Here is a 25,992-nt window from a genome sequence, read left to right on the forward strand (position 1 = left end):
GACATCTTTCGAATCGCTGCCCTAGAGTCGGCCCAACCGCTTTCGAAACGCCCGGTAAACGGGTTGGGAGTCCGTGTGGAAATCTGCGTTCGTCGCTCGCCGCTGATGCTGGCCCTGGTGCCGGCCTTGATGCTGGCGTCCATGACGGCCCGCGCCGAGCCGGTCGGCAACCTGCGTTCGGTTGCCGCCAGCGCCAGCCGCGACGGCGTGCAGGGCTGGGACCTGCAGACCGACAAGGGCGCGCGCCTCCGCATCGAACTGCCGGCCACCGACATCGTCCGCGTGCAGGCCGGCCGCAACGGCACGCTGACCGGCGCCGGCGACAAGGCCGCGCCGATCGTACTGCCGCAGCCCAAGGCCAACGTGCAGGCGAAGCTGGAAGAAGACGCGCAGGAAATCCGCGTGCGGACCGAGTCCCTGGTGCTGCATGTACAGCGGCAGCCGCTACGCATGCGCCTGGAACGGCTGGACAACGGCCAGCCCACCGCGCTGTGGCAGGAACTGCAGACGCTGGACCTGGATGCCACGCAGAGCGTGCAGGTGCTGTCCTCGCAGGCCGATGAGGGCTACTTCGGTGGCGGCCAGCAGAACGGCCGCTACCAGTTCAAGGGTCGCGAGCTGGAGGTGTCCTATTCCGGCGGCTGGGAAGAGGGCGACCGCCCCAGCCCTGCACCGATGCTGCTGAGCAGCCGTGGCTGGGGCATGCTGCGCAATACCTGGAGCGATGGCAGCTACGATCTGCGCGAGGCCGACCAGTCCACGCTGCTGCATCGCGAAGACCGCTTCGATGCCTATTACTTCGTCGGCGCCGACCTGCCGAAACTGATCGAGCGCTACACCCAGCTGACTGGCCGCCCGAACATGGTCGCGCGCTGGGCGCTGTCCTACGGCGACGCCGATTGCTACAACGATGGCGACAACAGCAAGAAGCCCGGCACCGTGCCCGAAGGCTGGAGCGACGGCCCGACCGGCACCACCCCCGATGTGATCGACAGCGTGGCCAAGCAGTACCGCGCCCACGACATGCCCGGTGGCTGGATCCTGCCCAACGACGGCTACGGCTGCGGTTACAAGCAGTTGCCGGAAACCGTGAAGGGGCTGGCCGGCTACGGTTTCCGCACCGGACTGTGGACCGAGAACGGCGTCGACAAGATCGCCTGGGAAGTGGGCAAGGCCGGCAGCCGCGTGCAGAAGCTGGACGTGGCCTGGACCGGCAAGGGCTACCAGTTCGCGATGGACGCCAACCGCCAGGCGTTCAACGGCATCCTCGACAATTCCGATTCGCGCCCGTTCCTGTGGACGGTGATGGGCTGGGCCGGCATCCAGCGCTATGCCGTGGCCTGGACCGGCGACCAGAGCAGCAGCTGGGACTACATCCGCTGGCACGTGCCGACCCTGGTCGGTTCCGGCCTGTCCGGCATGGCCTATGCCAGCGGCGACGTCGATGCGATCTTCGGCGGCAGCGCCGAGACCTTCACCCGCGACCTGCAGTGGAAGGCGTTCACGCCGGTACTGATGGGCATGAGCGGCTGGTCGTCGAACGCACGCAAGCATCCGTGGTGGTACGACGAGCCCTACCGCAGCATCAACCGCGATTACCTGAAGTTGAAGATGCGCCTGACCCCGTACATGTACGGCCTGGTGCACGAGGCCGCGCAGACCGGCGCACCACCGGTGCGTGGCCTGATGTGGGACAACCCGCGCGACCCGCACGCGCAGGATGAAACCTACAAGTACCAGTTCCTGCTTGGCCGCGATCTGCTGGTGGCGCCGGTGTACCGCAGCCAGGCGGCCAGCCGTGGCTGGCGCCGCGATATCCACCTGCCGGCCGGCGGCTGGATCGACTACTGGGACGGCCGCCGCGTGCAGGCCGGCGCCGACGGTCGCCAGCTCGACCGCCAGGTGGACCTGGCCACGCTGCCGGTGTTCGTGCGTGCCGGAGCGATCCTGCCGATGTACCCGTCGATGCTGTTCGACGGTGAGAAGCCGCTCGATGAAGTGACCTTCGACCTGTACCCGCAGGGCGAGTCGCACTACACGCTGTACGAAGACGATGGCAACACGCGCCGCTACCAGCAGGGCGAGTCGAGCACGCAGGTGATCCGCGTGCAGGCGCCAGCGCAGGGCAGTGGCCCGGTGCAGGTGCAGATCGATGCGGTGCAGGGCCAGTACAGCGGCCAGCTGCCGCAGCGCCGCTATGGCCTGCGCGTGCTCAGCCGCCAGGCACCGCGTGCGGTGCAGGCCGCTGGCCGCGCGCTGCCGGCGCTGGCTGATGCCGCTGCGTTCAACGCTGCTGCTGAAGGCTGGTACTTCGATGCCGCCGAACGACGCGGCACGCTGCATGTGCGCACCGCCAGCCAGGACATCCGCCAGCCGCTGCAAATACAGCTGGACTTCGCGGTCGCCGCCGCCGCTGCCGACGATGCGTATCCGGCGGCACCGGTACTCGGCCGCGAACTGCCGGCCGACAGCCTGCTGGTGGTCAACCGCCCGGCCGAAGAGCCCGGCCACGCGCTGGAAAACGCCTTCGATGATGACCCGGGTACCTGGTTCCGCAGTGTGCGCAACCAGGCCGTGCGCACCGGTGCGCATGAATGGGTGATCGGGTTCGGCGAGCGCAGGATGATCGATGGCATCGACATCGCGCCGCGCAACGACAAGAACTGGAAGCACGGCCAGGTACGCGACTACGAGGTGTACCTGGGCGACAGCAATGGCGAATGGGGTGAGCCGGTCGCACGTGGCCGCCTGCAGCTGAAGGAAGGCGTGCAGCGCATCGCGTTCCCGGCCCATGCCGGCCGCCTGCTGCGCTTCCGCGTGCTGAGCGTGCAGAACCCGGAAGGCGATGGCGCCAGCAGCACCGATCCGATGGTTACCGCCGCACAGGGCAGTGCCCGCGCCTTCGATGCGCTGCAGCCGCGCGACGTCGGCCCGATCGCACTGTCCACCTTCCACATCCTCGAACACCAGGAACCGGAGCGACCGGCCCGGCAGCGCTATCTCTCCGAGCTGCCGGTGCCGGCCGCGCTGGCCAGCCAGGTGCGCGCCGACCAGTCGTTCCGTGGCGACGCCGGCATGCGCATGAACGGCCTGCAGTTCCGCCGTGGCCTGGGCGTCGGCGCCAACAGCCGCATCGACCTGCGCCTGCAGGGCGGCTGGCACCTGCTGCGTGCCGACCTCGGCATCGACGACGCCTGCCGCAGCGCCGGTGGCCTGCAGTTCCAGGTCTGGGGTGACAACCGCCTGCTGTACGACAGCGGCCTGGTGAAGGCACCCGGCGTGGTCAAGCCGGAGCTGGACATCCGTGGCCTTTCCACCCTGAGCCTGCGCACGCTGGGTGCGCAGGGCAGCCAACCCGCCCAGGTCTGTGCCAACTGGGCCAACGCCGTACTGATCGGCCAGGAGGGCGACTCCGCCAGCATCGTCGCCCCATGACCCCCTCGTAACACCGCTCCTCCCCCCGCCCATTCCGACTACGGCCCTCGTGGCCGTGGCCCGGGAGCGTTTTGCCCGCCGAACGCCCACGCGCTCACTTATTGCGCTGCACCCCTGCCAGGAGAGAACCCCGATGTTGCCCGCCCGCCACCACCGCCCCCCCTGTCGTTCGATCGCTCCGCTGTCGCTGGCCATCGCCGGCGTGCTGCTGTCGGTCGCCGTTCCTGCCTTCGCCCAGGAGAGCAAGGACAAGGCCACCGACCTGGCCCGCATCGAGGTCACCGGCTCCAACATCCGCCGCACCGACGTTGAAACCGCCTCGCCGGTGCAGGTGATCAGCAAGCAGGACATCCAGAACATGGGTGCGCGCACGCTGCTGCAGGTGCTCGACAACCTGCCGGCCGCCCGCCCGGCGCAGCAGGACGCGCGTTCGCTGTTCACCGGTTCCGACGGTGCTTCGCAGGCCAACCTGCGTGGCTTGGGCGCGCAGGGCACCCTGGTGCTGCTGAATGGTCGCCGCCTGTCGTACTACGGTGCCCCGGCCGGCTTCCAGACCCAGTTCGTCAACATCGATGCGATTCCGGCCGCGGCCATCGAGCGCATGGAAGTGCTGACCGACGGCGCGTCGGCCGTGTACGGTACCGACGCGGTGGCCGGCGTGATCAACGTGATCACCAAGCGCAACTTCCAGGGTGCCGAGATCAGCTTCACCAACGACACCTCCTCGCGCATCGATTCCTACGGTGAGCGGCAGGCCAGCATCACCGCCGGCTTCGGTGACCTGGCCGAGAACCGCTTCAATATCTATGGCGCGGTCAACATGTACCGTCGCGACGCGATTCCGCTGAGCGATTTCTACGACAAGCGTCCGGACCAGTACTACGTCAACAACCCGAACTACCTCAACAACCTGCGCCTGGGCGTGGGCAGCAAGCCGGGCGAGTTCAACCCGGGCACCTACTTCGCCTTCGATCCGGTCACCGGCCGCCGCGTGCAGGAAGCCGCGCCGGGCTGCAAGAACGTGCTGACCAGTGAAGCGGCCGGTCCGCGTTGCGTCTGGGAAACCTGGATGAACAACGAGATCGATGCCGGCGCCAAGTCCGAGCGCAATACCGCCTACCTCAACGGCACTTTCCTGGTGGGTGACAGCACCGAGATCTTCGCCGAGGCGACCTACACCGACATCGACCTGCGCGCCAACGGCGGCACGCCGCGCACCTACGGCACCACCACCGGCAACCCGACCAGCTGGTTCTCGCGCAATACCGGCAACACCGTCAACCAGTTCCTGTACCCGTTCCTGGGCCCCAACAACGAATACAACCATGCCAGTCCGCAGTTGAAGGCGATGATGGGCGGGGTGGTCGGCCTGAACTACCTGCTGCAGGATGCCGGCCCGAACTATTTCGGCCAGCGCAATACCGACAAGAGCTACCGCGTGCTGGCCGGTGCGCGTGGCAACCGCGGTGACTGGAACTGGGAGACCGCCTTCGCCAGCGCCGGCACCCACTCCACCACCTACCAGACGATCAACGTCAACACCAAGGGCTTCGAGAAGGCGTTCGGGCCGTACACGATCGATCCGGGTACCGGTCGGGTGATCATCTCCGACCACCCGGCGTACAAGTTCGGCGAGATCAGCGAAGCCAACGCCGCATTGATCCGTGAAGCGTTCCCGACCTTCGACATCCAGTCGTGGACCCGCCTGCATACCCTGGACGGCAAGATCGAAGGACCGCTGTTCCAGCTGCCGGCCGGTGAGATGCGTGCCGCGTTCGGCTTCAACGCCAGCCGCGAGACCTTCTACACCCCGGGTAATGCGGATGCGGCCAACGGCCTGATCACCCAGCAGGGTGGCTCGTGGTTCGATGGCAAGCGCAACACTTACGCGCTGTTCGCCGAGACCGTGGCGCCGATCACCGACAAGCTGGAACTGGATGCGGCGGTGCGCGTGGACAAGTACCCGAACTTCAGTGCCAACGTGGCGCCGAAGATCGGCTTCAAGTACCAGGCCTTCGACCAGCTGATGCTCCGCGGCACCTATTCCACCGGCTTCCGCGCACCGAGCCTGGCCGAGTCCGGCAACGGCGGCGTGTTCGCACAGCTCGGTGGCTTCCGTGACGAGCTGCGCTGCAACGAGACCAACGCCATCGCCAACCTGCTGCTGAAGTCGCAGCGGCCGGGTGACGTCGACCTCGGAAAGAACCTGCTGAACGTCGACTGCAGCCGCACCGTGGCGCGCATGACCCAGCCGAACAAGGACCTGAAGCCGGAAAAGGCCAAGATCGCCACCCTCGGCTTCGTATACGAGCCAGCAACCTGGCTGTCGGTGTCGGCCGACTACTGGTTCATCTACCGTGACAATGAAATCGTCGCGCCGGACTACCGCCGCATGGAAGACATCATCTCGATGTCGCGCTCGCCGATCACCGACAGCGACCGTGCCAATCTTGCCCAGTTGGCGGCGATGTGCGCCGACCCGGCCAGCGGCGTGAGCTGCCCGGCCACCCTGCCGGGCTACTCCGCCGGCAACGTGGCCAGCGTGGTCGGCCAGTACAAGAACCGCGGCAAGACGCTGATCGACGGATTCGACATCGACGCGCGCAGCCGCTTCTCGCTGGGCGACTGGGGCAACCTGAACATCGGCCTGGCCGCCACCATCGCCAACCGCAACCGCTTCTACATGGACGCGGAGAACGGCTGGTACTACGGCGACGTGGTGGGCTACTACAACAACCCGCGCCTGCGTGCCACGCTCAATGCAGACTGGACCTACAAGCAGGTCACCACCAGCATGTTCGTCAACTACGTGGGTGGCACCAAGTGGGCCACCGACCAGATCGACGAAGTGAGCAACAACAAGGAAACCTGCACCGGCGGCTACCTGGCCCTGCAGAAGAGCAAGTGCGATGGTGCACCGTCGTGGTGGACCGCCAACATGAGCGTCACCTGGCGCCCGGATGACGCGTGGAACCTGAGCTTCACCGTCAAGAACCTGTTCAACCGCCTGCCGTTCTACGATCCGAACAGCTTCCTGGGTGACTCCAGTGACTACGCCACCATTTTCGGTCGTGGTTACAGTGTGACCATCGGCTACCGTTTCAAGTAATTCCGTTTGCGTGACCCGGCGGGCCGGCTACGGCCGGCTCGCTGCCAAGAGGAGAGATGTCTGCCATGAAGCGTAGGGAATTCATCGCGGCCAGTGCCGCTGTCGCCGCCAGCAGCCTGCTGCCGCAGACCCCGGCATGGGCACGCGGGCGCAAGGTGCGCCTGGCCATGATCGGCACCGGGATGCGTGGGCTGGTGCTGCTGAAGGAGCTGGTGCGCCGCGACGATGTCGAGGTGGTCGCGTTGTGCGACATCGAGCCGATCATGCTCGGCCGCGCCATGGACATGGTGGTCAAGGCCGGCAAGCCGGCCCCGAAGACCTACGGCCAGGATCGCGACACCAATGCCTGGAAGCGCCTGTTGGATCAGAAGGGCATCGATGGCGTGATCATCGCCACGCCGTGGGAGTACCACGCGCCGATGGCGATTGCCGCGATGCAGGCCGGCGTGGCCGTGGGCTGCGAAGTAGTGGCCGGCATCACCCTGCAGGACCACTGGGACGTGTTGAAGACCCAGCTGAGCACCGGTACCCCGTACATGCTGCTGGAGAACGTCTGCTACCGCCGCGACGTGATGGCGGCGTTGCAGATGGTGCGCCAGGGCCTGTTCGGCGAGCTGGTGCATCTGCAGGCCGGCTACCAGCACGACCTGCGCGGCGTGAAGTTCAATTCCGGCGACCCCAACCAGCCCTACGACAGCGGCGTGGAGTTCGGGCCCAAGGGCTGGAGCGAAGCCCGCTGGCGCACCGAGCATTCGGTGGAGCGCAACGGCGAGCTGTACCCCAGCCACGGCATCGGCCCGTGCGCGATGTACACCGGCATCAACCGTGGCAACCGCTTCACCCACATCAACGCCTTCGCGACCAAGGCACGCGGCCTGCACGAATACACCGTGGCCAAGAGTGGCGGCACCACCCACCCCAGCACCAAGGTGAAGTTCAAGCTCGGCGACATCGTGACCACCACGCTGGCCTGCGAGAACGGCGAGACCATCCTGCTGCAGCACGACACCTCGCTGCCGCGCCCGTACTCGATGGGCTTCCGCGTGCAGGGCACCAAGGGTCTGTGGATGGACGTGAACCATTCGATCCACATCGAAGGCCGCAGCCCGCCGCACCAGTGGGAGGAGTTCAAGAAGTACCAGGACGAGTACGAGCACCCGCTGTGGAAGCAGAATGCCGATACCGCCGCCAGCGCCGGCCACGGTGGCATGGACTGGTTCGTCATCCACGCGTTTGTCGAGGCGCTGAAGGCCAAGGCACCGATGCCGATCGACATCTACGATGCGGTGACCTGGAGTGCGATCACGCCGCTGAGCGAGCAGTCGATCGCCAATAGTTTCCAGACGCTGGAGTTCCCGGACTTCACTGCAGGTGCGTGGAAGCAGCGCAAGCCGATCTTCGCGTTCGATGGCAGGTACTGATCTGCTCTGTGTAGAGTCGAGCCATGCTCGACTGCTTTGAACATAACGCCGGGCATAGCCCGGCGTTGTTGTTTGTGGCGTCCCCCTACCAAGCCCATGCTAGGCTCGGCCTCGTGCCGGACAGTTGATGTCAAACGACAGAGAGGAGCTGCCTGATGCGCCTGCTGACCTTCACCTGTCCACTTTGCGGCGCCGCGGGGCAGCGGTTTCCACTGCTTTCCGCATCGAGACGGCAGGCGAAGACGGCATGCAGGGGATGTGGCGTGGTGCTGCGCTCGGATCCTCGCTTGGGCCTGTATACGCTCTACCTGTTGTATACGCAGATCATCGTAATGCTGGCTGCATTACCCATGATCTGGGCCTATGCCTCGGGCCGATGGTTCTGGCTGGCTGCGATCTGGGCCGTGGTGTTGATGTTGTCCTGGATCCCCGGCGCGATCAGGCACGCACGAAGTCCGATCGTGCGCGCCTGGCGCGATCCCGATTACAGCTATGCGCGCAGGCCGGGCGCTACCACTACGCGCGCCGCTGCAAACCCCGGGCAGGGTAGCGATGTGCCAGGTGCCAGCCAATGATCCGGCCGATCATTCTGCTCCTGACCGCAAGCATGGCCGCGTGTGCATCGCACCCGGCCGATGCCGTGCAGTGTCCCGAGGCCACGATCACCTACATCGGCAGTGAAACTGTGGATACCGTGGTCCTTGGCAGGTTCCAGATCGCTACGGAGGGATCGCAGGCACTACGGCTGCCACTGGCCAGCATGGATCGGCAGGCGCATGCACACGCCGTATCGACCGATATCCGCGACGAACACGGTCTGGCCTGGCGTCCCTTCAGTGTTGTTCTGGAAGAGCTCAAGCCGCCGGCTGCGGACCTGGTGGTTGCACGTGGTGAGATTGAAACCTTCCTGTACGACGGCAAGGGCGCCTTCCTGCCCGGTGCCGTGCAGAAAGGGCAGGCGCTTTCCATCGTCGTGCGCGATCTTCAAGGTTGCACACATCGCTCGATGCCGTTCGCTCCTGAGCCACGTTGACGTGGAAGCGCAAGCGAGAGGCCCGGGGTGACGGGAACGAGCAGGGGAAGATGGCGCGCCCGGAGGGATTCGAACCCCCGACCAATGGCTTCGGAAGCCACTACTCTATCCGGCTGAGCTACGGGCGCGTTGTAGAACCGCCGCGCCACCGGCCAGTGCCGGGGCGGGCATCGCAGCGCCATGAGGCGGTGCGGGACCGGCATTCTATCCAGTTTCGCCGAACAAATCTCCCCCCACGGGCAAAGCCCTGCCAGAGGGGCAGGAGTATCCTATCGCCATGGCTGATACCCCCCTCACTTCGCCGCAGTCGCCGGCGACGCCGCGTTGGCGGCATTACTGGAGTCTGATGCGCGCTGATCGCCCGATCGGCACGCTGCTGCTGCTGTGGCCCACCTGGTGGGCGTTGTGGCTGGCCGCGGGCGGCCTGCCGCCGCTGTGGACGCTGTTCGTGTTCACCGCCGGCGTGTGGCTGACCCGCTCGGCCGGTTGCGTCATCAACGACTACGCCGACCGCTGGCTGGACCCGCACGTGGAGCGCACCAAGGCGCGTCCGCTGGCCACCGGTGCGATCAGCGGCCGCGCCGCGCTGGCGCTGTTTGCGGTGCTGATGCTGGTTGCGTTCGGCCTGGTGCTGACGATGAACGGGCTGACCATCGGCCTGAGCTTCATCGGCGTGTTCCTGGCCGCCAGCTACCCCTACCTGAAGCGCTACACCCATCTGCCGCAGGTCTACCTGGGCATGTCGTTCGGCTGGGGCATCCCGATGGCCTTCGCCGCCGTGCAGGGCGAGGTGCCGATGCTGGGCTGGCTGCTGTATGCCGGCAACATCCTGTGGTCCACCGCCTACGACACCTGGTACGCCATGGTCGACCGCGAGGACGACCTGAAGATGGGCTCGCACTCCACCGCAATCCTGTTCGGTGATCTCGATCTGGTCATCCAGGGCGTGCTCTACGCGCTGTTCCTGGCCACCATGGCGCTGGTTGGCGTGCGTGGCGGGCTGGGTGGGTACTACCTGGCCGGTGTGGCCGTGGCCACGGTGCTGGTGGTGTACGAGTTCTGGATCTGCCGCAACCGCGAACGCGGTCCGTGCTTCAAGGCGTTCCTGCACAACAACTGGGTGGGTGCCGCGCTGTTTGCCGGCATCGCCGTGGACCTGGCGCTGCGCTGAGACGCGCAGCCGAGCATGGGCTCGGCTCTACAGGTGGCCCCCCGAAACCGGATATCCGTAGCGCCCGAGCCCATGCTCGGGCGGCGGCGCACAGCGCCGGGCCTTCCGCCGCCTACGACCAATAGGTGGCTGACAGCCTGCACCCCACCGCCCAGAATCGATCCATCGAACCTGGGAGGGTAGGCGATGGCCTCGACGGCAGCAGTACAGGATGGCTGGATGGCGCGCGCAGCGCTGCGCTCGGCCGCCTGGGCGGAAAAGTGGTTCCCCGACGCGTACGTGTTCGCGGTGCTGGGCGTGGTCATCGTCGCACTGGCCGCGATGGGCTTCGGCTCGACCCCGCAGGCCACCGCCAGCGCCTTCGGTGACGGTTTCTGGAGCCTGATCCCCTTCACCATGCAGATGGCCTTCGTGGTCATCGGTGGCTACGCCGTGGCGACCGCGCCGGTGGTCGCTCGCTTCATCGATTTACTGGCCCGGGTGCCGCGCACCGGCCGTGGCGCGGTGGTGTACGTGGGCCTGGTCAGCATGCTCGCCTCGCTGCTCAGCTGGGGCTTCTCGCTGGTGTTCGGTGGCCTGCTGGTCCGCGCGCTGGCCCGTCGCACCGAACTGCGCATGGACTACCGCGCCGCCGGTGCGTCGGCCTATCTCGGCCTGGGCGCGGTGTGGGCCATGGGGTTGAGTTCCTCGGCCGCACAGCTGCAGGCCAATCCGGCCAGCATGCCGCCGGGCCTGGTCGAGATCACCGGCGTCCTGCCGTTCACCGAAACCATCTTCCTGTGGCAGTCGATCGCGCTGACCGCAGTGCTGATCCTGGTCTCGCTGCTGATCGCTTGGCTGACCGCGCCTGCGGCCGGCAGTGCGCGTACCGCCGAGGATTTCCCGGGCGCCGCGCAGGCCGAGCCGGAGCCGCTGCAGCGGCGCACGCGCCCGGGCGAGTGGCTGGAATACAGCCCGCTGCTGACCGTGCTGCTCTCGTTGCTGGCGTTCGGCTGGCTGTTCAACGAGTTCGCCAACAAACCGGTGGTCACCGCCATCGCCAACCTCAACACCTACAACTTCCTGTTCATTTCGCTGGGCCTGCTGCTGCACTGGCGCCCGCGCAGCTTCCTCAACGCGGTGGCCAAGGCGGTGCCGAGCACCACCGGCGTACTGATCCAGTTCCCGCTGTACGGCGGTATCGCGATGATCCTCACCCACGCCGCCGGCGGTGACGGGCAGACCTTGGCGCACCGGCTGTCGAGCCTGTTCGTGCACGTGGCCAGCACCGATTCGTTCGCGCTGGTGATGGGCGTCTATTCGGCGGTGCTGGGCTTCTTCGTGCCGTCTGGTGGCGGCAAGTGGATCATCGAGGCGCCCTACGTGATGCAGGCCGCCAACGAACTGAAGGCGCACCTGGGCTGGGCCGTGCAGGTCTACAACGCGGCCGAAGCGCTGCCGAACCTGATCAACCCGTTCTGGATGCTGCCGCTGCTGGGCGTGCTGGGCCTGAAGGCACGCGACATCGTGGGCTTCACCTTCATCCAGCTGCTGGTGCATATCCCGCTGGTGCTGGGCCTGCTGTGGCTGCTGGGGATGACGCTGGCGTACGTGCCGCCGGTGATGCCATGAATGCAGCGTTGGCTTCGCTGTGTGAGCCGGGAAAGCCAGCCTCGTTCAGCGCGTGTCTCCGGCTGCGAGCGCCATGAATGCGTGCAACGCCGATGACGGCATGAGCACATGCCGAACCCGCATGAATCCTTCAGGCGCTTGTGCCGCAAGAGGTTCCGCGCGTTCATTCACAGGCGTACACACGAATGTAGCCGGCCACCCACGTGTGATTAACCAATCGCTGCAGACGATGGTCCCGTCCACCGCATTCCGCGCGTGGCTTTGGAGATCGGACATGGCACAGCAGAACCAGAACCCGAACCAGAAGCAGCAGGGCCAGCAGAACCAGCAGGATCAGCAGCAGGGGCGCGGCCGCGACCAGCAGCAGCAACAGCAGCAGGAACAGCAGCAGCGCAACCAGCGCAACCAGCAGCAGGGTGGACAGGACGAGGAAGAGTGACTTCGATGCCCCAGCCTGGGCAACCCGCGAAGCCCCGCCCTGTGCGGGGCTTCGCTTATTCCAGCACGCCGATGCGCTGCAGCACCGGCGCCGCCGACATGTCATTGGGATTGGTGCCGGGTTGGTCCTGCGGCACGTCCATGCCCATGCCGCGGTACAGATCCACCCAGTGCCGGGCGATCTGCCCGGTCTGCGGGTTGCGGAAGTTCATCGGCTGCAACGCGAACACATGGTGCGCACGGAATGCGCGCTCGATGAAGTCCGAGCAGTAGTAGCTGTCCTCGTTCAACACGTATGACGTGTTGTACGGTTTGCCCAGCATCGTGCGTGCGGTCGCGATCGCATCCTTGATGGCGGCCTGCTGCGGTGCCTGCAGGCGATAGACCACGATCTGCCGCTGCCTGGCGCGGGCGTCCTGGCGGAACTCGACCAGGGATTGCCGGCGCGATCCCTTCTCGTCGGCGTGCAGTACCTCCCACCCCTGCGACGCCAAGGCGACAAGGGCCACGTGGTCGAAGCTGGGGCCGTGCTGCTTGCCGGTGGCATCGTCGATGGCCGCGCTGAGGCCGCTGCGGCCGGCGGTGACGAACAGCAGGTCGCCTTCCCGGACCTCCAGTGCGGCCACAACACCAGGCCACAGCGTTGGCGCCAGCAGGGAGAGGGCAAGCAGGAATGCGCGCATGGGGGCCAGGGTCGAAGCGTGTGCGGCGTAGTCTAACGGCTGCTGCGATGACGTTGATTTCAGCCCAAGTGTGATATGAGTCTCAATTCAGCATGTCGGGATATTCCTGACAGCGGATGTTGAAACTGAATCGACAGAGGCATGGCTATCCTTGCCTCCCTACCGCGCCGGAACCGCGCGCGACCGCCCGGAATCAGGAGGATCCCTTGAACCAGCTCCGCCCCGTTGCCCTGCTTGCGCTTGCCCTGGGGCTTGCGCTGTCGGGCTGCAAGCCTGCGCCCCAGGCTGCCATCACTGACGCCGCCGCACCGGCTCCGAGCAGCACGGCCGCCACCACGACGCCGGCCACGCCGGTTGCCGCGGCCCCGGCAGACGCGTCTGCCAGCTGCCCCCATCCGGTCTTCGACGACTTCCTCAAGCATTTCGGCAACGAGATCGCGCTGCAGGAAACGTCCACTGCCGATCCGCTGCTGGACAGCCACATCGATGGCGACGCCGAGCCGGAGCCACGCAAGGTGGAGGAGAAGGTGCCGCTTGCCAAGGTCGAATGGCCGGTGATGCCGGACCCGGCCACGCTGCAACGCCAGGGCCGCGAGATGCAGGTCACCCGCCTGCCCGACGGCCAGGTACAGGTGCAGATGCGCACCCCCGATACCAGCGACCAGCAGATCTACACCTTTGCCCAGAAGCCGTGTTGGCAACTGGTCAAGCGTGAGGACGAATCGATCTGACCCCTGAGCGACCGCCTTCGGGCGGTCGTGTGATTCACCCAAGGAGCACCGCATGCGTCTGTCTCCCGTTGCCCCCTTGCTGGCCCTGATGCTTGCTGCCTGCAGCGGCCCTGAGGCGGCTGCACCGGCGGCGGCCCCCGCTTCTACTGACCCGGCAGCGACGCCGGCCGCACCAGCGGCTGTCGTTGCGGACCTTCCCACCTCTCTTACGCGCGACGAGACCGGCATGCATATCGATTGCCAAGGCACCCGCCTGCACCTGGCGGCCCAGCCCACCCAAGACACGGACGCTTCCCGGCTGACCACGCTGGAAATCGAAAAGGACGGCGCACGCCAGGCCATTGCTGCGCCCAAGGAGATGGACGGCTATACCGCCGTTGGCCTGGCCTGCGTGCAGGACCGCAGCGGTACGCCGTACTTCGTCGTGCAGTACGGTGAACTGCCGTTCGGCTGCAGCTTCTGCGAGTGGTACTACCTGTACGACGCCAGTGGCCGCCAGTTGACCCACAGCACACCCCCGCTGCGCGGCGCGGAAGGTGAGGAGCAGGAGCCCAACAACGACGAGTACGAGACGTTGATCGACTCGCTCGGCATCAAGCACCCGGAGGTGAACTACATCGAAGACTGAGCGCAGCGGCAGGACGTCGCACGCGCGCTGTGAACGCAGCACCGCAGTACCGCAGTACCAGAAGTACCAGGAGCAGTACCCCTTAAGGAAATCCCCTTTTTCATAGAATGGATAGCACAGACATGGCAGACATCTACCAGGACATGGTCCAGCCCCGCGGGGCGGCCTACAGCAGTGACCGCATCAAACCGTGGAGCCACTACCGGGAGCCGATCGACCAGAGCGACGGCCGCCTGCATGGCAATTCCCGCCGGTGGGGCGATGCGACCCCGGAAGTACAGTCACGGGTGATCGACACGATCATCGAGTCGGCGCGCGAGAAGGGCCTGACCCCGCGCGAAACCGCGCACGTGCTGGCCATCGCCCGCGTTGAATCGGGCTTCAACCCCGATGCCGCCGCTGGCACCACCTCGGCCTCGGGCCTGGGCCAGTTCATCGACAAGACCGGCAACCACTACCACCTCAACAGCCGCAACCGCTTCGACGTCGGCGCACAGTCCGACGCACTGGTTGACCATTACATCGATAACCGCACGCTGGCGCACAAGCGCGGCCAGGGTGAGGAGTACATCTACAAGTACCACCACGACGGCCCGACCCGCGATTACGGCGGCCTCACCCTGTCTGAAAAGAAGGTGATGCCGTACGTGGACAAGTACGAGCGGTTCGTGGAGCAGCGCCTGGGCCTGACCCACGGCCAGTCCCATGGCAGCCACGCGGCCCCCTCCGCAGCTGCGGCCACCCACGCGCAGGCCAAGCCGGCAGCGGCGCACGCCGAAGGCCAGACCCGCACTTTCGAGCAGACGATGCAGGTGATGCTGCCCCCGCAGAACGGGGTCAAGCCGCACGTTACCGGTGAGTTCGGCGAACACCGCGCGCACAAGCCGCACGGTGGCACCGACTTCAACTATGTCGGCGGCCAGCACGGTCGTAATCTGCAGCACCCGACCGTCAACGCGCCGATCTCCGGAACGGTGACGTTCGTCGGTGGCGACTACGGCACGGTGAAGATCAGGGATGCACAGGGCAACTCGCACGAGATCCTGCACCTGCACTCGACCCAGGTGAAGGAAGGCCAGCCGATCAAGGCGGGCGAGCCGATCGGCACCATGGGCGGGCGTGGCCCGGGCGGTGCGGGGCAGTATGCCCAGCACGTGCATTACCAGTTGAAGGATCCGCACGGCAAGCTGCTCAGCCCGCAGGACTTCTGGGACCACGGCAAGCTGAAGGAAACCGGCAAGGGTGGCCATTCGCATGACGCCGACCACAACGGTGTGCTGCGCCAGGGGGCCAAGGGCGAGGAAGTGACTGCGCTGCAGAAGGAACTCAACCGCCTGGGCGTGCGCGACGGCCAAGGCAATCCGCTGAGCGAGGATGGCAAGTTCGGTGCCAATACCAGGGACGCACTGATCGCCTACCAGAAGCAGCACGGGCTCACCGCCGATGGCGTGGCGGGTCCGGCGACGCTGGGCAAGCTGGCCGAAGGCCGCAGCCATGCCGAGGCGGCGCCGAAGGGGCCGCAACTGGGCGACAAGGCGCATCCGGATACGCCGCTGCACAATGCGATCCGTGGCCACATGCCGGGCATGATCTGCAACGAGATGAGCGCGCATGTGACCGCCCAGGCCAAGGCCGCCGGCATCGATTCACCGGAGAAGCTGCAGGGCGTCACCGTGCAGGATGGCAAGGCCTTCGTCATCGGCGCCGTTCCCGGCTTCCGTACTGCGGTGGACATGACCCAGACGGCACCGAGCCTGCAGGAGACCAGCGCTGCAATGCTGGCCAAGCATGAGCCTTCGCAGCAACACGTGCAGGACGATCAGCAGCGCGTGGCCATGGGCCGTTGACCGCTGCGTGTGAAGAGGTGTGTGGTAAAGGAGGCCGGCCGGGGTAATCCGGCCGGCTTTTCCGTTCATGGGGCAAGGACATACACGGATGCCGTTTCGCATGATGCACAGCACGCCGCCATTGCAAAGCATGGCGTCCACATGAGCCGGGTGCTGCGGTGGCGCAACGCATGGCAGCGGGTAGGGCTGGCACTGCTGCTCTGCCTGTTGCCGCTGCCAGTGCTGGCGGCGGCCGCGATCCCGGCACTGGATGACCCGGTGGTGGACACCGCCAACGCGCTGTCCGCCAGCACCCGCGCCACGCTGCGCGAGCAGGCATTGCAGCTGCAGGCACGCAAAGGCGCGCAACTGCAGGTGCTGGTGGTGCCCAGTGTTGGCGATGACGGCATCGAAGCCTATGCACAGCGCGTCTTCGAACAGTGGCAGCTGGGCCGCGCCGGTGTCGATGACGGGGTGTTGCTGCTGGTGGCAGTGCAGGACAGGCGCGTACGCATCCAGACCGGCTATGGCCTGGAAGGCACCATTCCCGATGCCTATGCCGCGCGCATCATCGACAAGGCGATCGTGCCGCGCCTGCGTGAGGGAGACCTGGACCAGGGCCTGCTGGACGGCAGCAAGGTGCTGGTGGCGTTGATCGATGGCGAGCCGCTGCCGCCCCAGGAAGATTCATCCGCACGCAACCTGTTGCCAGCGGATTGGCGCACAGGGGATTCGGTCGTTGCCCTGACGTTGCTGGTGGGGTTCCTGGCCGGTCTGTGGCGATCACCGCCGCGCCTGCTGGCCACCAGGACCGAGGCCGAGTTCAGCTTTAAACGCCGTGAGCGGCGGCGCAAGGCATTGGCAGCCAATGCGGCAATGCCCAGGCCGAATTGGCCGACATTGCCTGCCTGGGGTAGACCGCTGCTGGTAACGGCAGTGATGGCCGCTGGGTTGGTTTCGGCGACGCTGCTGCTGCCGCGGCATGTGCTGCCTGCGCTGTTCTTTGTGCTGTTACCTGCTGTACCGGTGGCGGCGCTGCTGGGGTGGTGCTGGCGTCGCAGCCGTGGTGTGCGCATCGTGCTGTGCGGCATGTTGGCCGTCAGTATCGGTTTCTTCGCGGTGATGCTGGTCCGTGGCCAGTTGCCGCCCAGCCTTGCCCTGCACACGTTGCTGAACCTGGCGGTCGCCCTTGCCGCCATGCTGGTGTTCTTCCTGGTGCAGGCCGGCCGCGCGCGCTGGCGCAAGAACCGCAACAGCTTCGCCGTGCGGCTGGTGGTACTGGTGCTGTTGACCGGCGCCTATGCGCTGGGCGCGCTGCTGGCCATCGACCGGGCCAGCGACGAGAACGCACGCGTGTTGGCGATGATCGTGTCCAGCGTAGGCACGCTGTTCCTGTACTTCATCTGGCTGTTCACCCTGCTGCCCGGCGAAAAAGCACGCAGCGGACGAAGGTCGTCCCAAGGCTACCGTTCCTCGTCCAGCACCTCGTCGTCGAGTTCGTCCTCGAGCAGTTCCGGCGGCTGGTCCGGTGGTGGTGGTCGCAGCGGCGGCGGCGGCGCTTCGGGCAGCTGGTAGCTCAGGCCGCCCACACCCGCCAGCCCAGCGCGGCATCGCGCAGTTCGCCGCTACCGTTCACATCACCCACCTGCAGCTGCACGCCCTGCGCATTGGGCAGGTCCGTCTGCTCGGGGAACCAACGACGGTCGGCGGCGACGATGATCAGCAGGCCTTCGTCGTCGCCCATCGGCGCGAACTGCGGCGACGGCGGGCTGATCGGCTGCAGGCCGAAGCGCTGGCTGGACTGTTCGCGCACCGCGTCGACATCATGGCTGGGCAGGCCAACCTCGCTCAGGCAGGTCAGCTCGCTGCCATGGAAGGCGCCTGCGCGCGTGCTGACTGGCAGACGGCGCCGGCCGATCAACTCGAGGATCAGGCCATCAGGACCGGTGAAGTACACCGACTGCGACTGCCAGCTGCTCTCCAGCGCAAAGTAATCCAGGCCCTCAGGATTACGTTGCAGCGGGGCCCGTTCGCGCAACCAGGCCATCGCCTCGCCGAAGCGGTTGTCCGGTACGTTGAAGGCCAGGTGCACGCCACCGACGGGGTAATCACCCGCCGGCTGCAGTTCGATGGTGCTCCAGCCGATGTGCACATGGTTGCCGACCACGCGCTGCTGCAGCACATCATGGAAATACGCGGCCACGGAAGCGACGTCGGATACCGGCAGGGTGAGGTGCAGCAGGCGCATGATCGATTCTCCGTGGACGCGCCCACTGTAGCGCCGGGCCACGCCCGGCGGTCACTAGCGCAGTGAATGGTCGAAGAACCGCACTGCTGCGTCCACTGTCTGCGCGTGGGTCTTTGCCTTTGGCACTGACGTGCTGCAGAGGTCCTGCAGCCGCTGCTGCCCGGTCGGGGTGCATGCGGCGAGGAAATCGTAATGGCCGACACCTGGCAGCAGCTGCAGTGCAGCGCCCGCAATCACTGCACGCGCGGCCGCGCCATTGGTCTGTGGCGGCGCAACCGTGTCAGCCTCGCCAAGCACAATCGACACGGGCAGCCGCAACGAGGACAGCTGCTCGGGCGCGAAGGCCTGGATGATCGCCGGTGCCATCAGGAACACCGCGCGCACGCCGGGAATGGCGCGTGCGTCGTTGGCGTGGGACATCCACGGCGACAGCTCGGCCGAAGCCGCAGCGGCAACACGCGCCTCCATCGTGTGTGTCGCCGCTTCCTGTTGAGGCCGGCAGACGCCGTCATCCGGATGCGCCGTGCAGAACGCCAGCAGTCGCTGCAGGTCCGGCTGCGCCCCAGCCGCCAACAGCGCGGTGTAGCCACCGGCCGAGAAACCGGCAACACCCAGGCGTTCAGGATCGACGTGCGGGCCCAGCACTGGATCGGCCTGCACGGCCGCCAGTGCCGCGCGCAGATCATCCGCGCGCAGCCAGGTCAACATGCTGCCATGGAGGGTCATCTGGTCGGCACCATTGTTGCCGGGATGATCGACCGCGATCACCAGATAACCTTTCCGTGCCAGCGCGGTGCCCAGCCAGCCCATCATGCGCGCGCTGCCGCCGTTGCCATGCGACAGCAGCAGTGTCGGCAGGCGAGCGCCTGCGGGCGGCGCATCCATCGCCGAGCGACCAACATCGAACAGGGGCGTGCCAGGCGGCCCGATGGTCACCTCGACTTCGCTGCTATCGGCCGGTGCCGGATACCACACCGTGTAGCGCAGGGTGTTGCGGTGCTGCGCATCGCGCACGGCGGCACTGGCCACCGTCGTGGTGCCATGGCGCTCGCCGGCTTTCCAGGTGTCGCCTGCGCGGGCGGAGAGCGCCGCTGCCATCAGCAGCAGCCCGACAATTGTGATGTTCACGCGCATCTTCAGCTCCATGTCAGCAGGGACGTTCGTCTACCGGCAGCCAGATCTCCACGCCGCCGTTGCCAGTGTGCTCGTTGAACCGGGCGTCGTAGCGCTCCAGGTCCGGCGCGTCGGCCAGGCTGAGGCCGGCGCTGGGCAGGTAGTGATCCAGCAACCAGAACCAGGTCGAGCGGATGGCCGAGATGTGCCCGCCGTGCCAGGCCACCAAGTAGCGTCGTGCGGGCACATCCACGCGCTGCCAGTGCGCGGGTACAGGGCCAAGTGAACCAATCGGCAGCGCGGCGATATAGTCGAAGCCGCCGTCGTCGTCGTTGTTGCAGCACACCCCAAAACTGACCGGGGCCGGCGCCGGCCATTCCCGGTTGAGCTGGGCCCACTGCCCGGGAATGGCACCGCCGCTGTTGCGGGTATGGCGCATGCCGATGCCGGCCAGCTGGAAGGCCGGGGTGTCGAGCAGCTGTGGCGCCTCAGCGCAGGCAGCCGGCGCCTCGTCCACGCGGATCGCCTGCACCAGCGCCAGCCCATCGGTGCCCTGTTGGCGTACCCGTTCCGGTGTCTGCCCGAACTGTTCGCTGAAGGCACGGGTAAACGCGGCATGAGTGGTGTAGCCCGCGCCAATCGCCACCTGCAGGATGTCGCATGCGCCGTTGGCCAGCCGCTGCGCGGCCGTTGTCAAGCGGCGCCCACGCAGGTAACGGACCACCGACGTGCCGGTGCGGGCCTGGAACAGGCGCGACAGATGGAATGGCGACAGTCCCACCGCAGCGGCGATATCGGCCAAGGCCAGCGGCTGCTCCGCATGGGTTTCGATGTACCACACCGCCTTGCCTGCCGCACTCATCCTGTCGTTCCATGAATCCGATGCTGGACACAGTAGCGGATCGGCAGGCGTGGCGTTTAGCAGTTCTTGCGCCTGCGCGGACTCAAGCTGTCGCACTGACGTCATGCCTCCTTCACAGATCGCGCCGAGACTGCGCGCCTTGTCCAGGCCTGGGATATCCCTGCAGGTGCTGGCCCTGTCGCGTCCTCCCGGAGTCCTGCCGTGCATCGTTCGAAGCTTTCGCGTTCCATCCTCCTCGCCCTTTCCATGGCCAGCGCAGGAGGCGCGATCGCAGCGGAGGCCGATGCGGTCGATGCCGCAGGCGGCAGCCGCGCCGCGCCCACCCAGCTTGATGCAATGCTGGTCACCGGTACCCGTGCCTCCAACCGCACCCAGTTCGAAACACTGGCGCCGGTGGACGTGTTCAGCAAGGAAGACATCAGCTCCGTTGAATCCACCGATCTGAAGGACGTGCTTGCCCAGCTGGTGCCATCATTCGTGGTGCAGCGCCTGCCGATGGCGGACGGCCAGGTGTTCGTGCGTCCGGCTACGCTGCGTGGCTTGTCGCCGGACCAGACCCTGGTGCTGGTCAACGGGCGTCGCTTCCACCGCAGCGCGCTGCTCGGCAACCGTGGTGCACAGGCGGCCGACCTTGCACAGATTCCGACCAGCGCGATCAAGCGCATCGAAGTGCTGCGCGACGGCGCATCGGCGCAGTACGGCTCGGACGCCATCGCCGGTGTCATCAACATCATTCTTGAGGACGGCCCCGGCACCGGGATCACCGCCGGCTATTCGCAGTACGCGCAGGGCGACGGTGCCTCGCGCGACTTCAGTGCGCGCACCGGCTGGTCGCTGGGCGACTATGGCAGCCTGGTGCTGTTCGCCGAGTCGTCCAATTCAGACGCCACCTCGCGTACCCGCCAGCGCCCGGATGCGATCGCCTTCCAGGCTGTACATCCGGAGCTGGAGGTGCCCAACCCGGTGCAGCGCTGGGGCCAGCCGGAACTGGAAAGCCGCCGCGTCGGCTTCAACGTGAAGGCCAACGCCAGCGACGCGCTGGAGCTGTATGCGTTCGGTCTTTACAGCCACAGCGATGGCGTCAGTGATTTCAACTGGCGCAATCCGGACACCACCACCGGCGCCTACCGCACCACCGTCATCTTCCCGGGCTGGAACCTGCGCTCGATCTACCCGGTGGGTTTCAGCCCGCAGTACGGCAACGTCCAGAACGACCTGCAGCTGGTCGGCGGCCTGCGCGGCGAGATCACACCGAAGCTGCGCTGGGACGTGAGCGCCTCGTATGGCCGCAACGCCATCGACTACAGCCTGAAGAACTCGATCAATGCCTCGCTCGGCCCGGCCAGCCCGACCGACTTCGATCTCGGCCGCCTGACCCAGACCGAGAAGAACGCCAACGCCGACTTCAACTATGAGTGGGACGTGGCCGCGCTGACCAGGCCGATCAACGTCGCCTTCGGTGGCGAGTTCCGCCAGGACACCTACCAGGTGCGCGCCGGTGACCCGGCGTCATACGCGGTGGGTCCGGGCGCGGCTGCAGGCCTGGAGGCCAATTCCAATGGTGCGCCCGGTTTCTCGGCCAGCCAGGCCGGGCAGTGGAGCCAGCGCAGCAAGGCCGCCTATGTGGACATGGAAGTGCCGCTGGGCGAGCGTTGGAGCATCGGTGCGGCCAGCCGCTACGAGGACTTCTCCAGCTTCGGCAGCACGCTGGACGGCAAGCTCTCGGCGCGCTTCGCGATCACGCCGGATGTAGCCCTGCGCGGTACCGTGTCCACCGGCTTCCGTGCGCCGACGCCGGCGCAGCTCAACACCACCAGTACCACCCAGGGCCTGGACACGCGCACGCTGCAGATCTTCACCAGCGGCCGCTTGTCGCCGAACGATCCGCTGGCGCAGCTGCTCGGTGCCAGGCCGTTGAAGCCGGAAGAATCACGCACCGCCTCGCTCGGCCTGACCTGGCGCACCGACCTGGGCCTGTCCGGTTCGGTGGATGTCTACCAGATCAAGCTCACCGACCGCTTCAGCCAGTCGGCCAGTTTCGTCATTCCGGCCGGTACGCCCAATCCGCTGGGCTATACCTCGGTGAACTATTTCACCAACGACTTCGATACCACCACCACCGGCGTGGACGTGGTCGGCAACTACCTGCGCGACCTCGGCGCGGGCCGCATGACGCTGACCCTGGCCTACAACTACAACCGCACCCGCGTGGACAACGGCAGCACCTCGGTGGCAACCAATGAGACCCAGCGCGTGCTGTTCGAAGACCGCCTGCCCGAGCACAAGGGCAGCCTGACCGGCAGCTGGGACATCGGCGCCTGGTCGCTGATGGCACGCATGCGCTACTACGGCGCCTGGACCGATTCCAGCGGCAATGCAGTGGGCGATATCTACCAGCGCTTCGGCGCGATGAGCTTCCTCGACCTGGCTGTCGGCTATCGCATCAACGAACATCACAGCCTGCGCGTGGGTGCCGACAACGTGTTCGACCGCTATCCGGACGAAGCCACTTTCCAGGCCAGTCGCGGCCTGGTCTACTCGCGCAACGCGCCGTACGACACCGACGGCGCCAACCTGTACGCGCAGTACCGGCTGAGCTTCTGATGGACCCGACCCGCCGCTTCCTGTTGCGTGCCGGCTCCTTGCTGCCGGCCGCAGCCGCACTTTCTTCACTGCCCGCCATGGCTGCCACGCGTTACGCTGCGTCCATGCAGATTCCCGCAACGACCGTGGCGCCGGACGTGCTGGCCCGCGATGAGAGCTACTGGGCCGCCGTGGCCAGCCACTTCGACATCACCGACGAAGTGAACCACCTGGAGAATGGCTACTGGGGCGCGATGGGCCGCGAAACGCTGGCCAGTTACCAGCGCCATACCGCTGAAGTGAACCGTGGCAACGCCTGGTATGGCCGTCATGCGTTCCCGGCGCAGTACATGGCGGTGCAGCGGCAGGTGGCCGAACTGCTGGGCGTGGGCGTGGATGAGATCGCACTGACCCGAGGCGCCACCGAGGCGATGCTGGCGCTGATCGGTGGCTACAACCGCCTGCGGCCCGGCGACCAGGTGCTGTACGCCGACATCGACTACGACAGCATGATCGGTGCGATGCGTTGGCTGCAGCAGCGCCGTGGCGTGCAGGTCGAGCGCATCGCGCTGCCGGTGGTGCCCGACCATGTGCAGATCCTGCAGGCCTACGAGGCCGCGTTCGCGCGGCTGCCACGCCTGAAGCTGGTGCTGCTGACCCAGGTCAGCCATCGCCATGGGCTGGTGCTGCCGGTGGCCGAAATCGCCGAACGTGCGCGGGCACGCGGCATCGACGTGATCGTTGATGCGGCGCACGGGTTCGGCCAGATCGACTACGCGGTGCCGCAGCTCAAGGCCGACTTCGTCGGCATCAACCTGCACAAGTGGATCGGTGCGCCGGTCGGCGTCGGCGCGATGTATGTGCGCAAGGGCCGCGTTGCGGACCTCGACCCGTACATGGGCGAGACCGACGATGGCCGCGTGGGCAGCCGTGTGCACACCGGCACGGTCAACTTCGCCGCTTACCTGGCGCTGCCAGAAGCGATCGCGCTGCACCAGCGTATCGGCGCGGCCAACAAGCAGGCGCGCCTGCGCTACCTGCGCGAGCGCTGGACGGTGCCGGCGCGGCAGATGGCGCACATCGAAGTGCTGTCTTCACCGGACCCGGCGTTGGCGAGTGCATTGGCCAGTTTCCGCCTGCGCGGGCGCACCAGCGTGGCTGACAACATCGCGCTGCAGAAGCGCCTGTTGGACGAACACCGCGTGTTCACCACGCATCGTGACGGGTTGGACTCCGGCGCCTGCGTGCGGGTGACGCCGTCGGTGTTCACCCGACCGGAGCAGTTGGATGCGCTGGTGCAGGCGCTCGCGGCCCTGGCCTGATCATGAACGGTAGCGCCGGCCGCTGGCCGGCAACCTCATGATCGTCGCCCACGAGCAGCTGCCGGCCAGCGGCCGGCACTACCGATCGGGTGGGTGCCGACCGTTGGCCGGCACATCCCATCGACGATCTACCTCTGATCTGGTGGGTGCCAACCTTGGTTGGCACATTCCGACCGTGCTGGGGAATCTTCTGCCGGCCAGCGGCCGGTACTACCGATCGGGTGGGTGCCGACCGTTGGTCGGCACATCCCATTCCACGCCTACCGCTCGATCGCCGGCAACGCATCGGACAACAACAACCGGTCAATCCGCCGCAACGCACTCTCCAGCTGCCGTCGGTCCGCCGCCAGCCCCAGCGACAACCGCACGCCGTACTGGAGCGAGACCCCCGGCGGACAGAACGCCGATGACGGCGCAATCGCCAGCCCCTGCAGCTGTGCGGTACGCACCAGCGTGGCGTCGGTCCAGGGTGCCGGTATCCGGCACCAGGCATGCAGGCCCTCCGCGCGCTGCAGCAGCGACGGCGCGAGCAGGTAACGTGCCATGCGCATGCGCTCGCGTGCCTCGGCGCGTACCTGGGCCAGCAGTGACTGCGCCGAACCATCCAGCAGCAGTTGGCTGGCCAATGCCGACACCAGCGGATGCCCCATCAGTCGCGTCGCCCGCAACGCCGCCGTCATCGCCTCGGCGTGCACAGCGCTCGGGCATTGCACGAATGCGGTGCGCAGGCCGGGGCTGATCACCTTCGACAGCGTCGCTACATAGAACACATGGCGCGGTGCCAATGCTGCCAGGGGTATCGGTGCCTCTTCGGCGAGGTGCCAGTACGGATCATCTTCAATCGCCAGCAGGCCTTCGCCTTCCAGCACACGTGCCAGCGCCTCGCGCCGCTGCAGCGGCAGGGTCAGCGCGGTCGGGTTCTGGCAGGTGGGGTTGAGATAGACCAGGCGCGCGCCCCTTTCGCGCGCCTGCCGCAGCAGCGCTTCAGGGCACATGCCGTGTTCGTCGCTGTCCACCGGCATCAGCCGACGCCCCAGCGCCGCTGCGGCCTGCAACAGGCCCGGATAGACCAGCGCATCGCACAGGATCGTATCGCCATCGCGGCCCTGGCTGACCAGGATCGCGGCCAATGCCACCTGCGCGCCTTCGGTCAGCAGCAGGCAGTCGTCATCCACGGCGCCCAGCATCGGCTGCAGCCAACGCGCCGCAGCATGGCGATCAGTGGGGTTGCCGCCACCCAGGTGATACGTCATCAGGTTCGGCGCGTTGCTGCGTGCAAGCACGGCGGCGGCACCGCGGCGCAGTGTCTCGGCCAGCGCATCGGCGTCGGGCACCGGCGGCACGTTCATGCTCAGGTCCACTGCCTGGTCGAAGCCGGCTTTGGGCGGTGCGATGAAACTGCCCTGTGGTCCGCGTGCTTCGATCAGGCCGCGCTTGCGTGCTTCATCGAACGCGCGGGTGACCGTGGTCAGGTCGATGCCGAGCTGCTGTGCCAACGCGCGCTGCGAGGGCAGGCGCTGTCCGGGTGCGAGGCCGCCACGGCGCACCGTGCGTTCCAGCGAATTGACGATGCGCAGGTAGATCGGCCCGCTGTGCGCGAGCACGTCCTGCACCCACTCGCGCGCTGCGACATCCGGTCGCGGCATGTACGGAGCATGTCGGGGCGTATCGTTGCTTCCAACGGCGGGAGCCTGTCCATAACCATCGGTCGGTTCGGACAGGTGACCGCCGTTGTTGTTTGCGGCGGTCGCGCCACCTAGAGCCAGTGATGTCATTGC

The 25,992-nt window shown here is 66.7% G+C and carries 19 protein-coding genes and 1 tRNA gene; 14 read left to right on the forward strand and 6 right to left on the reverse strand.

The genetic code is table 11. From position 1 onward, the window contains the following. Positions 1-75 precede the first annotated feature (75 nt). The 5 genes from AC5P8C_RS05890 to AC5P8C_RS05910 all read left to right on the forward strand — a co-directional run bounded on the left by AC5P8C_RS05890 (position 76) and on the right by AC5P8C_RS05910 (position 8,998). Positions 76-3,435: a TIM-barrel domain-containing protein gene (locus tag AC5P8C_RS05890; protein WP_019661625.1), complete on the forward strand. Its 3,360-nt coding sequence runs from the start codon at positions 76-78 to the stop codon at positions 3,433-3,435. Between the two features lie 133 nt (positions 3,436-3,568). After that, positions 3,569-6,544 carry a TonB-dependent receptor gene (locus AC5P8C_RS05895; protein ID WP_019661624.1) on the forward strand — a complete coding sequence of 992 codons (2,976 nt, stop codon included), beginning with the start codon at positions 3,569-3,571 and terminating at the stop codon, positions 6,542-6,544. 65 nt (positions 6,545-6,609) lie between these two features. Then, positions 6,610-7,965: a Gfo/Idh/MocA family protein gene (locus AC5P8C_RS05900; protein WP_019661623.1), complete on the forward strand. Its 1,356-nt coding sequence runs from the start codon at positions 6,610-6,612 to the stop codon at positions 7,963-7,965. Between the two features lie 155 nt (positions 7,966-8,120). Continuing rightward, positions 8,121-8,540 carry a hypothetical protein gene (locus AC5P8C_RS05905; protein WP_495218435.1) on the forward strand — a complete coding sequence of 140 codons (420 nt, stop codon included), beginning with the start codon at positions 8,121-8,123 and terminating at the stop codon, positions 8,538-8,540. Beyond that, positions 8,537-8,998, forward strand: a complete 462-nt coding sequence (locus tag AC5P8C_RS05910; protein ID WP_019661621.1) for a hypothetical protein — start codon at positions 8,537-8,539, stop codon at positions 8,996-8,998. The genes AC5P8C_RS05905 and AC5P8C_RS05910 overlap by 4 nt, the downstream gene beginning before the upstream one ends. A 51-nt stretch (positions 8,999-9,049) precedes the next feature. On the opposite strand, the gene AC5P8C_RS05915 is transcribed toward AC5P8C_RS05910, so the two are convergent. Further along, positions 9,050-9,126, reverse strand: a tRNA-Arg gene (locus AC5P8C_RS05915). Positions 9,127-9,275: 149 nt separating this feature from the next. Between AC5P8C_RS05915 and ubiA the strand changes: the two genes are divergently transcribed. The 3 genes from ubiA (at position 9,276) to AC5P8C_RS05930 (ending at position 12,219) form a co-directional block, all read left to right on the forward strand. Continuing rightward, the gene (gene ubiA, locus AC5P8C_RS05920) at positions 9,276-10,169 is read left to right on the forward strand and encodes a 4-hydroxybenzoate octaprenyltransferase (RefSeq protein WP_019336794.1); all 894 of its coding nucleotides are present in this window, start codon (positions 9,276-9,278) and stop codon (positions 10,167-10,169) included. Between the two features lie 186 nt (positions 10,170-10,355). Continuing rightward, a complete protein-coding gene (locus tag AC5P8C_RS05925) occupies positions 10,356-11,780 on the forward strand; it encodes a short-chain fatty acid transporter (protein ID WP_495218436.1) in 1,425 nt (474 codons plus the stop codon). A 274-nt stretch (positions 11,781-12,054) separates the two neighbouring features. After that, the gene (locus AC5P8C_RS05930) at positions 12,055-12,219 is read left to right on the forward strand and encodes a hypothetical protein (protein WP_005414774.1); all 165 of its coding nucleotides are present in this window, start codon (positions 12,055-12,057) and stop codon (positions 12,217-12,219) included. Between the two features lie 55 nt (positions 12,220-12,274). Here the strand turns inward: AC5P8C_RS05930 and AC5P8C_RS05935 are convergent, their stop codons facing one another. Beyond that, positions 12,275-12,901 (reverse strand): YiiX/YebB-like N1pC/P60 family cysteine hydrolase, encoded by a 627-nt coding sequence (locus AC5P8C_RS05935; protein WP_019661619.1) that lies wholly within the window; start codon positions 12,899-12,901, stop codon positions 12,275-12,277. Positions 12,902-13,107: 206 nt separating this feature from the next. Here AC5P8C_RS05935 and AC5P8C_RS05940 point away from each other — a divergent pair, with 206 nt between their 5' ends. From AC5P8C_RS05940 to AC5P8C_RS05955, 4 genes are all read left to right on the forward strand, one after another. Continuing rightward, complete coding sequence (locus AC5P8C_RS05940) at positions 13,108-13,632, forward strand: hypothetical protein (RefSeq protein WP_495218437.1); 525 nt, start codon at positions 13,108-13,110, stop codon at positions 13,630-13,632. 226 nt (positions 13,633-13,858) lie between these two features. Next, entirely contained in the window at positions 13,859-14,260 is a 402-nt protein-coding gene (locus AC5P8C_RS05945) for a hypothetical protein (RefSeq protein ID WP_019661617.1), read from the forward strand. 122 nt (positions 14,261-14,382) lie between these two features. Then, positions 14,383-16,107, forward strand: a complete 1,725-nt coding sequence (locus AC5P8C_RS05950) for a peptidoglycan-binding protein (RefSeq protein ID WP_495218438.1) — start codon at positions 14,383-14,385, stop codon at positions 16,105-16,107. Positions 16,108-16,248: 141 nt separating this feature from the next. After that, positions 16,249-17,661: a TPM domain-containing protein gene (locus AC5P8C_RS05955; protein ID WP_483017093.1), complete on the forward strand. Its 1,413-nt coding sequence runs from the start codon at positions 16,249-16,251 to the stop codon at positions 17,659-17,661. 1 nt (position 17,662) lies between these two features. Here the strand turns inward: AC5P8C_RS05955 and AC5P8C_RS05960 are convergent, their stop codons facing one another. From AC5P8C_RS05960 to AC5P8C_RS05970, 3 genes are read right to left on the reverse strand one after another with little or no spacing between them, the layout of a single operon-like run. Then, complete coding sequence (locus AC5P8C_RS05960; protein WP_495218439.1) at positions 17,663-18,334, reverse strand: VOC family protein; 672 nt, start codon at positions 18,332-18,334, stop codon at positions 17,663-17,665. A gap of 54 nt (positions 18,335-18,388) precedes the next feature. Then, a complete protein-coding gene (locus AC5P8C_RS05965; RefSeq protein ID WP_495218622.1) occupies positions 18,389-19,432 on the reverse strand; it encodes an alpha/beta hydrolase family protein in 1,044 nt (347 codons plus the stop codon). Positions 19,433-19,481: 49 nt separating this feature from the next. Continuing rightward, positions 19,482-20,309, reverse strand: coding sequence for an AraC family transcriptional regulator (locus AC5P8C_RS05970; protein ID WP_019661612.1), 828 nt, complete (start codon positions 20,307-20,309; stop codon positions 19,482-19,484). A 201-nt stretch (positions 20,310-20,510) separates the two neighbouring features. Here AC5P8C_RS05970 and AC5P8C_RS05975 point away from each other — a divergent pair, with 201 nt between their 5' ends. Then, a complete protein-coding gene (locus AC5P8C_RS05975) occupies positions 20,511-22,913 on the forward strand; it encodes a TonB-dependent receptor plug domain-containing protein (RefSeq protein ID WP_495218440.1) in 2,403 nt (800 codons plus the stop codon). Next, on the forward strand, positions 22,913-24,214 hold the full coding sequence (locus AC5P8C_RS05980) for an aminotransferase class V-fold PLP-dependent enzyme (RefSeq protein WP_495218441.1): 1,302 nt from the start codon (positions 22,913-22,915) through the stop codon (positions 24,212-24,214). The genes AC5P8C_RS05975 and AC5P8C_RS05980 overlap by 1 nt, the downstream gene beginning before the upstream one ends. A gap of 260 nt (positions 24,215-24,474) precedes the next feature. Here AC5P8C_RS05980 and AC5P8C_RS05985 read toward each other — a convergent pair whose 3' ends face one another. Then, on the reverse strand, positions 24,475-25,989 hold the full coding sequence (locus AC5P8C_RS05985) for an aminotransferase-like domain-containing protein (RefSeq protein ID WP_495218442.1): 1,515 nt from the start codon (positions 25,987-25,989) through the stop codon (positions 24,475-24,477). Positions 25,990-25,992: the final 3 nt, after the last annotated feature.

It is taken from the genome of Stenotrophomonas sp. YJH_SMC_46 (genome assembly GCF_059370315.1).